Origin of the sequence: uncultured Gimesia sp. (genome assembly GCF_963972345.1) — a bacterium.
GTDB lineage: Bacteria > Planctomycetota > Planctomycetia > Planctomycetales > Planctomycetaceae > Gimesia.
The window spans coordinates 1-10,758 of sequence record NZ_CAXAVM010000229.1 but is presented as its reverse complement, the minus strand read 5'-3'; the positions used below and the strand labels follow the sequence as shown (position 1 = coordinate 10,758).

Here is a 10,758-nt window from a genome sequence, read left to right as displayed (position 1 = left end):
AGATCCAACTGAAGCGAAGCGACAATGCCACTTCAGAAGGTCGGATTACCGTCCTGTCCAACGAAGATGGTTCAGAAACAGTGATGCTGGAAGTGGCCTGCGAGTCAGCTCCTGTTGCCAGTGGAGAAGACCTGGTTAACTTCTCCAATGCCTGTGTCGCGCAACTGATTGCCAATCCGGAAGTCAATACAGTCGAAGGTCTGCTGGCGCTGCCTTCCGAAAAGACACCCGGCAAAACTCTGAATGATGACTTCATGGATATGTTAAACAAGATCCGTGAAAAGATTGTCGTCACTCGAATCGCCCGCTCCTCGGGACCAACTGGCAGCTATGTGCACCATGATGGAAAAACCGGCGTTCTGCTGCAGGCAAAAGGTGAAACGGCAGATCCCGAACTGCTTCGTGGCGTGGCAATGCATATTGCTGCTCTGAAACCGGTTGCCGTCAATGAATCAGAACTGGACCCCGCTGTGGTCCAGGAAGAACGCGATCGTCTGATTGCCGAAGCCAAAGCGACCGGCAAGCCAGATAACATTATCGAAAAAATTGTTGATGGCCGCATGAAAACGTTTTTTGTCGAACAGGGCGTACTGGTTTATCAGCCTTACGCGGTTGATGATTCCAAGACTGTCAGCCAGGCATTAGCTGAAAAAGGACTGGAAGCAGTCTCATTTACCCGTTGTGCAATTGGCGGTTAAGCATTTAAAACTGTGACGCATGCGTACTCATTCAGTGCGCGTGCGTTTTTTTCTATATCGACGCTGAGTGCTCCTTTTTACAATCATCTCCAGACCGACTTTTGAGGATACCACGGATGAACGATTCTCCCGCCCCTTTGCTTAAGCCTGCCTATGAGCGTGTTTTACTCAAATTAAGCGGGGAGGTTTTCTGCCGCGATGGAGAAGGTGGCATCAGCATGTCTGAGCTGGAGTCGATTTCCGGCCAGATCAAACGACTGGTCGATTCCGGAGTCCAGCTGGCCATCGTCTGTGGGGGTGGCAATATTTTACGAGGCAAGCAGTTTTCCTCTTCCAGCGGTTCGATCAATCCAGCCACAGCCCATTATATGGGCATGCTGGCGACTGTGATTAACGGTCTCGCCCTGCAGGATGCCCTGGAAAACGCGGGCGTGGCGACACGTCTGCAGACGGCAATTCGCATGGAAGGGGTAGCAGAACCCTTTATTCGCCGACGGTGCATTCGTCATCTGCAGAAAGGGCGCGTGGTGATTCTGGCTGCTGGAACCGGTAGTCCTTTTGTGACGACGGATACGGCAGCAGCTTTGCGTTCCCGTGAAATTGACGCGGATATTCTACTCAAAGCGACCAAGGTGGACGGCATCTATTCTGATGATCCAGAGAAAAACCCGCATGCGGTTCGTTTTTCCGAGATCAGTTACCAGGATGTACTGCATAAGAATCTGCAGGTGATGGATGCCCAGGCACTGCATCACTGTATGGAGCACGGGATCCCGATCCTGGTGTTCAACTTCCGCAAAACCGGAAACATCGAAAAAGCAGTGGCCGGCGAAAATATTGGCACACGCGTGCTGCCGACAGTCGAATCGCGGACAGAAGGATAAGCCCGGTTACTGACGATTACTTCTTGCGCAGAATAAAGACAACATCTTCAGTCTGTGCATCGAGTTCGATCGTAAAGTCCATTTCATACATGAAGTCGTACATCTCCACGACTTCGAATTCAGGGACTTTTTTCAGCAACGCTTTAAATTGCGGCGCGGTATACGTGCGGTAGTCCATCGTGTCAAACAGCTGAAACTGTCGCGAGGGTGTGTAGACGTCAAACGTCATCTCCAGGTGCTCGTTCCGTTTCTTCAAGTCTGTGGAGATTGACTGCATATGTGAATTGATCTGCAGGTTTCCGCGTCGGGCCGACCAGCTTTCACTCTGCATCGGCTCTCCCACCGTGGGAGTCAGATGTAATCCCAGAATATACAATCCGCCGGACACAATCGCATCAGCCATACATTTCAAATGGTTTTCAGCTGCGGTTTCGGAAGGCAGATGGCGAAAGCTGTTAATGGTATTAAAGGCAGCGTCGACAGGTTTTTTCAGTTTGAAGTCCGACATATCTCCTGGAACAGCAGAACGGGGGAAGCCAAAACGCTCGAGTCGGTCATTGCAATATTTGATTGCATGCTGATTGAGATCGTTTCCCGAAACCTGATAGCCCGCCTGGGCCAGTTTGATCAGCAGACGCCCGGTTCCACATGCGGGCTCAAACAGTCGTTTCACTTTCCGTGTGGCGTGCTTTTCAAAGCAGTTTTGCAGAAAGTCAAACTCGGCTTTCCAGTCATCTCCAAAAATGAGATCGTAATATTTGGGGTAGTCGTACAGGTGCCCTTTGATCGTTTCCATATTTCTTTCTTGCCGAATTACGTATTGTGCTCTGGAGAAGACATTCGCAGTATCAATAAAAAAAGCCTCAAGCAGACGTTATAGTCTGCTCAAGGCTGATGTTCAACCAGTGTCGAAAGAATCTGAGTTCAGTCGCTCTTGTTAGAGGGCTTTTCCCAGGGTATGGGTGGGAAGGTCTTCAATTATTTCTCCCGGGCCGTGAACAAAATCAATCGAAGGATTTTCTCCCAGGCCGATGTAGACGGAAATCGAGTAATCTTTAAAGAATCCTTTCCAGGTATACTGCTTCATCTTTTTACACATCTGGGTATGGTTATCGGCAGGTCGCGTCAGCACAGTCGGTTTGCCGTTGATGTATTTATTGACATCAGACATCCGCAGATCTTTGTTCTGATCGAGCAATTCGTTCTGAGCATGTTGTAAAGCCAGCTCCGTTTCATGTGCGTAAGCCTGGGCATAAAAGTCAACCATTGCCAGACAGAAAACGATTGCACCCAGGGTCCACGCTAACATTCTGATCGCAGACAGGGCATAAGATTCGACAGAGGTTGTGGATGCATAGCTGGAGCGCGCTTCTGGCGCTTCGATAGACATTGTAGACATCGTTGAGCCTTTCTGTAGTTCCTACATAAGGTGGGTGTAGGGAAGGGGTGGGAAAATAAGGCGTTTCTTCTTTGAAATTAAGGTGGGAACGTCAAGTTCAGCTGGTGGGATGTTACCTCCTGAGTTTGAATTTCACAAAGACAACAGGTTAACTTTGTATGAATCCCTCAACTTTTCCGGCTGAGGAGGCTGGGGGATCTATTGCCTGGTTTAACAGGCTTTTGTTAGAGCATATCACATTGAATCAGAGCGTCATTCTGTCAGCTAGACTCGGGCCACACGGCTTTGGTGACGCTACAGTAAAACGGGATATCCTCTAAACATATGGTAGGGGATTGACAGCTGGATTGACAAGTCTGAATTCCAGAATTGCCTGAAAATGATACATGTGAATACTATTGAGGGTCGAGGTTTTCAAATTTTGCATCTTTGACCATAAACTGGTTCAAGTCTAAATTCCCTTTCAGTTCTGAATCAATCAACTGCAATCGCGCTTCAATTTTATGTAATCGGGCTTCCAGAGCAGGGTGGAACACCGATTTACCCGTTTGAGGCTGATTTCTGGGGACTTCAGGATAGCCCAGTTGACGTTGCAGAGCCCCGAACATGTATAAGGGATCACGATTGAGATTGGCTTTGGCGATCCGTCCATCCTGACTACTGAATAAAACCGGATACCGAGGCTCGAACTCGGCATTACCCGGGCGTCTGCGCTGTTCATCAACAAAATGTTGTGAACGCATATAAATCAGCTGTGCAAAATCAACAGATCCCAGCTGCTGTTTCAGCTTGCGGATCCATTCAGACCAGTCAGTATTGTATTGGGTATCCCGGGAGATGGCTTCCAGACCATGATGGTATCCCAGGCGGTTGCGGGAAATGCATTCGAACTGATAGATAAACATTCCTGCGCTGCTGGGTGATTCGGTGCGATATTTGGCTTCACGTTCCAGGATTTTCAAAGCAATTTTCTGATCGAATCTGGACTTATCAGCTTCCGCATTTTTCATGATGTAAGTCTGAAATGGCGTGAAATAGTGTGCGAGTTTCTGCATTCCATCGGAGATACGTCCGGTGAGCATTAACTCTCCTTTGAGGAAGTCAATCGCCATCGGCAGTTTGGTCGTTGCCAGAATTTCTTCATAGATCGTTGCCAGAACGACCTGGGAGGGGATCGCATCTTCCAGTCTTTCACGGTAATTGCGAAAGAAGTAAGTCTGTTCGATATATTCTTCACGATCCAGGGGCATCTGTGTCATTGGGTTGGATTCGAATTCAGGTAGTTCGGGAAAATGAGTACGTGTCTTACAGCCGCACTGTTTTCATTATACCGTATCACGGACGAAAACGGTTCAAAAAGATCCGGGAATCTGCGTGCGATCCTGACTGTCGAGAAAGGATTGCAAAATGATCTGGGCAGCGAGTTTGTCCAGGTAGGCCTTCCGTTTGTTGCGGCTCATATTCATGTTGACCAGAATCTCTTCTGCCGCTGCGGAAGAATAGCGTTCGTCCCAGTAACAGACGGGGATCTCGGCGAACTGGCTGACCCAGTTACCAAACTGGCGTGCTTCTCTGGCTTTTTGCCCTTCATCACCACTCATATGCACGGGCAGGCCCACAACCAGGCCTTTGCATCGATACTCTGTGATGATGTTTGTGAAGTGTTTCTGATCCTGTTGGGGGCTTTGTCGGTTGTAGTTATCCAGCGGGCTGGCGATATTCTGTTCGAAGGTGGAAATCGCAATACCGACCCGTTTCGTGCCATAGTCGAGTCCCAGCAACCGTCCCTCTGCAGGGAATTCCACTTCAAACGGTTGACCGGTTTCAGAGGTATTGTTCATAGCCGCGCTCCTCGATCAGGGTCACGAGTTTTTTGATCGCGGATTCATCATCTTTCGGCGCAATCAATGTGGCATCGGGCGTGTGTACGATCAGGCAGTTCTCCACACCGAATGTCGCAATCAGATGATCGTCTGTCGTTCGGATAATACTGTTGGAGGTTTGCAGGCCGCAGTGTGGTCCCAATACGGTATTGCCATCGGCATCGGTGGGGAAATATTTCTGCAGCGTGTTCCAGTTGCCGACATCGTCCCACTCAAACTCAGCTGGAATGACAGCCAGATGTTTCCTGGAGTGCTCGAGAACTGCATAATCGATGGAAATGGATTTCATGTCAGGAAAAGTGCGTTCCAGTGTTTCAGTATATTGCGGCAAATCGATGACGGCGGCGATCTCCCTCAACTGGTTGTGCATTTCCGGTTCAAATTGACCTATCGCCTTCAGTATCGTTTGCGCTTTCCAGGCGAATATTCCGCAGTTCCAGAGATAGTCACCACTGTCACAATACTGCTGCGCGGTTTCGGGGTCTGGTTTTTCCTTGAATTCTTTGACGCTCAAGCCCGGCAGATTCGCTGCGATGGCGGATCCAGTTTGAATATAGCCGTACCCGGTGGCGGGATAAGCCGGGGGGACGCCGATCAGCGCAAGGGTATCCGGTTCGGCTTCAATCAGTTTTACCGCCTGTCTGACGGTATTCACGAAAGCTGATTCCGGCTGGATTACATGATCGGACGAGACCACAAGCATGATGGCTTCGGGATCAACGTGCAGTAGATGGATCGCTGCCAGGCCAATACAGGGGGCAGTATTTCGAGGTACCGGTTCGACCAGGATCTGGTCCGGGCTCAACTGAGGGAGTTGGAGTTTGATTTCAGGTGTAAGCGTATTGTTCGTGGCGATCCAGATTTGCTGCGCCTCTGAAAGTTCGCGACAGCGCGCAACGGTTTCCTGGATCATGGTCTGCTGGCCCACGAGTTTGAGCAGCTGTTTGGGAATCGCTTTGCGGCTTTGAGGCCAGAAGCGGGTTCCACTGCCACCCGCCATGACAACTGTATGAAGCATGAAGCCTGTTTCTCCGGAAGGGAAGTGTGTTCTACCTGAATGTTCGCAGGAATTGAGTGTATCAATTCAGCAGCAGCCTGCTATTCTCCCAGATACAGGGGAGATGTAAATTGCGTATCGACTGAGATTTTCTGTTTTAGCTCTGTTTCATCCACGGCAAATAACGGGCTGATCTCAACGATGGCATCAGCGGGAAGTTTGACACCACAAGACTGCAGCCAGTCGGAAAAGATGAGGTTGAGTGCCTCATGGGCTGTCCGGGGAGAATCCTGGCCCTCTGCATTTTTGACGGGATTAAACTCACGCGATCGATCCGTTTCATAGACCAGTACGGTATCAGCTTCAGGCAGCACATCAAAAATGAACCGCTCAAATTTGATTGCATTGGGTTCTTCAGGAGCGACTTGAGAACCCGATGCATCGATAAACGGCACTTTTTTATTCGCCTGATGGAACGGAAGCCGCGCATCGTCGTTGGCGATCTGTTCCAGGAAATCCCGATTGAAAATATGAATCGCTGTGCTGCCCGCCCAGTGCAACAGGTTGCCAGCCTCATCTGTCTGCTCGGCAATCGAATCCGGCAGGTCACTGTATTCGATGATCTGGGTTTTCTGATCCACGTCGCAGACGACCCCCATTTTTTCATCAGGGGATCGTTTCGAGACCACTTTCACGGAGACAGCGGCGTTCGCATTCTGGTGATAGCCCAGGAACTCCGGATCACAGACGATGGCGGTCGGGTTATCGACCTGGTGATAATAGAGTGTGTCGATGCCCTTTTCGCGCATCACATCAAACATACCATTGTTTTTCAGTGCTGCCAGCATGCCACCATGTCCGTCCGGACTGACAGCGATGTAGTGTTTCTGCTCGAGCAGGATCTGCCCCGATTCCGCATCCACGGCGGGCATCGTACCCTGTTTAAAGAAGTAGAGATCGTCTGAGGACAGTCCAAAATTCTGATGCTGCTGGAAATATTCGACGGTCTCCTCGTGAGTGGCATCACTGGTCATGATGAAATAGGAGATCGGCTGACCTGCCTGGCGTGCGCGGGCCCGTAGCTGTTCGACCAGAATCTGAAACAGCGAGGTCTGTTTGACAGGTCCGATGGGATACATGCCTTTAGGATGGCTGAACCCCAGGCGCGAACCCTGGCCGCCCGCAACGAGGATCGCACCGACTCGGCCTGCTGCCAGCAGTTGATTGCCTTGCGCAGTTGCTTTTTCTGACTCAGTCGGAGCGGACTTGCGATCTTCCAGTCGAACCACGGTAGCAGGGCGGGTAGCACGTTCTGCTTTCTGAGCCGGCGATTCCTCTGATTTCGCGGAGGGATCGGGAGTATACAGCCGCTGGATCTGAGCGAAGTTGATGCGTTGGATCTGTGCCAACAGTTCGGACCGCTCTCTTTCATTCAGTTCATCCCACCAGGCGAGGAGATGAGTCTGCTGAAAGTCTGCTAATGTCTGGTAAAGGTCCTCTGGAAAGGATTCGGGGGCTGTCATATGTTCTGGTTCCCTTTTGTTGAATGGGGGTTCCGGGTTTATTCGCAATCCGGCAGCAGGGCTTTACTCACACAGCCATGATGGGCCTGTGAGGTGGTTGCTGAAAAATCAGCCAGGTAGCCGCGGGAATGTTTAACGGGTTTGAGATTATAACGTTCACGACGCTGCTGTAATTCCTGGTCGGAAATATCAACGCTGATTTCACCTTTGAGCAGATCAAATGAGATCGGGTCACCATCCTGGACCAGCCCGATGGGACCACCGACGGCTGCTTCCGGAGAACAGTGTACGCCAATGGCACCGTGTGAGACGCCGGACACACGGGTGTCAGAGATAAAGGCGACTTTGCCATCAAGTTCCGGCACGGTCAGGGCAGCTGTCGCGACCAGTACTTCCGGCATGCCGGATGCGACGGGGCCGAGGTTACGTAATACAATGACACAGCCAGGTTTGATCTTACCGGCCTCAACGGCATCGACGACACCCTTTGCTTCATCAAAACAACGGGCGGTGCCTGTGAAGTGTGATTCCTGCATGCTGGAGACTTTAAAGACGATTCCTCCCGGTGCCAGGTTGCCGAAGCATACCTGCATATCGGCGTAGGTTTTGTAAGGTTGATCCAGCGGGGCGATCAGTTCCTGGTCGGCGGGAACATCGCCGATGTCTGCCAGATTTTCTGCGATTGTTTTTCCTGTCACCGTCAGGCAACTTCCGTCGATGATGCCTGCTTTGAGCAGATGTTTCATGAGAACCGGTGTGCCACCCAGGTGATGCAGATCGACCATGGTTTTTTTGCCGCGCGGTGCAAAGCTGCAGTAAACAGGCGTTTTTCGCAGGATTTGCTGGATGTCCTGCAGATGAAAATCGACGCCTGCTTCTCGTGCCAGCGCGAGTAGATGCAGGATGCCATTCGTAGATCCACCGACGGCTGCGATGGTGGCGGCTGCATTTTCAAATGCTGTTCGGGTCAGGATGTCGCGCGGCCGGATATTCTTCTGCAGCAGGTTTCGCACGGCAGAGGCGACGTTCAGGCATTCCGTTTTTTTTGCATTATCAATGGCCGGAGTCGAACTGCTGAATGGCAGCATCAGTCCGATGGCTTCCAGCGCGATCCCCCAGGTATTGAAGGAAGCGGCGATCCCACACCCGCCTGGTCCGGGGCAGGCGGTTTTCAATATCTGTTCTGCTTCTTCCTGTTCCATCGCCCCGACTGCGGCAGCAGCCTGTGAGTCGTAAACATCCAGGATTGAAATGTCCTGACCTTTGTGGCAGCCCGGCATGATACTGCCTCCACTGACAACCAGGCCCGGATAATTGAGTCGCGCCAGCGCCATGGCGAAGCCTGGTCCGTTTTTGTCACAGTTGTGCAGACCAATCAGGGCATCATATGAGTGTGCGCTCACGACGCATTCCGCTGCGTTCGCGATCATATTCCGTGAAGGGAGACTGGCGTTGCCTCCTTCCTGTCCCTGGGTGATGTTGTCACTTACGGCGGGAACTCCAAACGGGAGGCCGATCATGTCTGCGGACTGACATCCCTGGGCAATTTCTTTCGCAAGATCGTATGCATGCACATTACAAAGATTACCATCCAGTAACGGCACCCCAATCCCGATCTGAGCCTTGTCGAAATCCTGATCTGAAAAGCCCAGACCATAATAAAAAGCGGTGACTCCCCGCTGCCAGCCATGGGTCAGGTTCTGACTGTTCCAGTTGAAAGGGTGATCCATGATGATATTCCTGAGCGAATTGGGGTGACAGGGAATGTGGTCTCTTGTTTTTATCTAACTCTAAACAGTCCCTGGCGACACGCCAAGTTACTTAACATTTGATTTTCAAAACAGATACAGAGTCCAATCGCCATTTTCCAATAGGAGAGTCCCGAAGCAGCACTGCCTCCTGTTAGGGACAGGTCTATTCCAGATAATTTCATTGAGGCGCGTTGAGAATAGAGTCCAGATCAGGAAATTCTGAAAAATTGGCTGAATTGTTTGAAATCAGAAGGTCTTGAAATATTGTATGTTGTTGCTATATAATGAGTTGCTGTGAATTGATCTAATCTGCCTTTGCGCTTGCTCATTCGTGCAGAGGAACGTAAACTGTGATGTTTCGTAAAGCAGAGATTTCTATAAGCTGTTTTGTTTTCTAATTTTAGGAATCTGAGTACTCGAACGATTACGTTTGAGAGGTCATTCCGGCAAAGCAGTTCGATGCCCGGCATCGGTAATAAAGCAGAGTCAGGGACAGCACACGGCAAGAAGTGCTTTCGGAGTCCCGATCCACAAGACTGGCAGCGGACAGTCTGTGAAATCGATTTAAGGTTTTCAGGTAATAAAGAAGCTGAGAAAATGAAAAAAGACATTCATCCCGATTATCACCCTGTTGTTTTTAAGGATACTTCAACAGGTGATTCATTCCTCATCCAGTCAACAGCCACTTCCAAAGCCACAGTCGAATGGGAAGACGGAAACACCTACCCCCTGGTGGCAGTGGAAATCAGCTCTAAATCTCATCCTTACTACACCGGTAAGATGAAGTTTGTTGACAGTGCCGGTCGCGTGGAAAAATTCCAGAAGAAATACAACTGGGACAAACGCAAAGGTGCAGAAGAAGCGAACAAAAAAGAAGAAGAGTAGCACAATTATTTATTGTCATAAACTGAGGCTCTACGGACGATCCGTATGAGCCTCGTTTGATGCATGGTCGTCTCTTTTCTATTTTTTATGTCTGGGTTTGTGCTTCCACACTGTGTGAAGCGGCAAACCGAACACCACAGACAGGCTTATCGTGGATTCGGGTAAATGAAGTTTCCCACCCTGCAGGTAAAACTGGATCGTTATGAGGAGTTGGAAAAAGAACTCCAGGATCCGGAAGTTCTGGCTAATACCAGTAAGCTGGTTGAAATCCAGCGTGAGTACGGCGGCCTGGCGAAAGTTGCGTTAGCAGTTCGCGAGTATAATAACCGTGCCGAAAACATCGAAGTCGCCCAGGAAATGCTGGAAGAAGAGTCTGATCCGGCTGCCAGAGAATATGCGCAGAAGGAACTCGACGAACTCTACGAAGAGCACGAGAAGCATACCAAAGAGCTCGAAGACCTGGTGGTCGCCGGTGATTCCATCACGCGTGGCGGCTTGATCATGGAAATTCGCGCGGGTGCCGGCGGCGACGAAGCGGCTCTGTTTGCCCGGGAACTCTTCGATATGTACATGCATTATGTAGAAGCACAAAGGGGCTGGAAAACAGAAGTCTTGAATCTGAGTGCCACCGAACTGGGGGGCATTAAGGAAGTCACCTATTCCATTGCCGGTGAAGGCGCGTATCACCGCTTGCAGTTTGAAAGTGGCGGACACCGTGTACAACGTGTAGCGGAAACG

At 50.4% G+C, this 10,758-nt stretch carries 11 protein-coding genes; 4 read left to right on the top strand and 7 right to left on the bottom strand.

The features are described from left to right. A partial coding sequence (gene tsf / locus AACZ40_RS25350) for a translation elongation factor Ts (RefSeq protein WP_339676343.1) occupies positions 1–698 on the top strand: 698 nt, incomplete at its 5' end. Between the two features lie 116 nt (positions 699–814). Then, positions 815–1,582, top strand: coding sequence for a UMP kinase (pyrH, locus tag AACZ40_RS25345; protein ID WP_291170849.1), 768 nt, complete (start codon positions 815–817; stop codon positions 1,580–1,582). A 16-nt stretch (positions 1,583–1,598) separates the two neighbouring features. Here pyrH and AACZ40_RS25340 read toward each other — a convergent pair whose 3' ends face one another. The 7 genes from AACZ40_RS25340 to AACZ40_RS25310 form a co-directional block, all read right to left on the bottom strand. Continuing rightward, the gene (locus AACZ40_RS25340) at positions 1,599–2,378 is read right to left on the bottom strand and encodes a class I SAM-dependent methyltransferase (RefSeq protein ID WP_291170851.1); all 780 of its coding nucleotides are present in this window, start codon (positions 2,376–2,378) and stop codon (positions 1,599–1,601) included. Between the two features lie 141 nt (positions 2,379–2,519). Then, a complete protein-coding gene (locus AACZ40_RS25335; protein WP_291170853.1) occupies positions 2,520–2,981 on the bottom strand; it encodes a hypothetical protein in 462 nt (153 codons plus the stop codon). Between the two features lie 395 nt (positions 2,982–3,376). Next, a complete protein-coding gene (locus AACZ40_RS25330; RefSeq protein WP_291170855.1) occupies positions 3,377–4,240 on the bottom strand; it encodes a hypothetical protein in 864 nt (287 codons plus the stop codon). A 93-nt stretch (positions 4,241–4,333) separates the two neighbouring features. Further along, positions 4,334–4,822: a Holliday junction resolvase RuvX gene (ruvX, locus tag AACZ40_RS25325; RefSeq protein ID WP_291170857.1), complete on the bottom strand. Its 489-nt coding sequence runs from the start codon at positions 4,820–4,822 to the stop codon at positions 4,334–4,336. Next, positions 4,806–5,882, bottom strand: coding sequence for a mannose-1-phosphate guanylyltransferase (locus tag AACZ40_RS25320; RefSeq protein ID WP_291170859.1), 1,077 nt, complete (start codon positions 5,880–5,882; stop codon positions 4,806–4,808). The genes ruvX and AACZ40_RS25320 overlap by 17 nt, the downstream gene beginning before the upstream one ends. An 80-nt stretch (positions 5,883–5,962) precedes the next feature. Beyond that, a complete protein-coding gene (locus AACZ40_RS25315; protein ID WP_291170860.1) occupies positions 5,963–7,384 on the bottom strand; it encodes a UDPGP type 1 family protein in 1,422 nt (473 codons plus the stop codon). Positions 7,385–7,422: 38 nt separating this feature from the next. Then, positions 7,423–9,114 (bottom strand): dihydroxy-acid dehydratase, encoded by a 1,692-nt coding sequence (locus AACZ40_RS25310; RefSeq protein WP_291170862.1) that lies wholly within the window; start codon positions 9,112–9,114, stop codon positions 7,423–7,425. Between the two features lie 618 nt (positions 9,115–9,732). Between AACZ40_RS25310 and AACZ40_RS25305 the strand changes: the two genes are divergently transcribed. Both AACZ40_RS25305 and AACZ40_RS25300 read left to right on the top strand, forming a co-directional pair. Next, positions 9,733–10,020 (top strand): type B 50S ribosomal protein L31, encoded by a 288-nt coding sequence (locus AACZ40_RS25305; protein WP_291170864.1) that lies wholly within the window; start codon positions 9,733–9,735, stop codon positions 10,018–10,020. Between the two features lie 165 nt (positions 10,021–10,185). Then, positions 10,186–10,758: PCRF domain-containing protein (locus AACZ40_RS25300; protein ID WP_339676336.1), on the top strand; the 573-nt coding region annotated here is incomplete at its 3' end.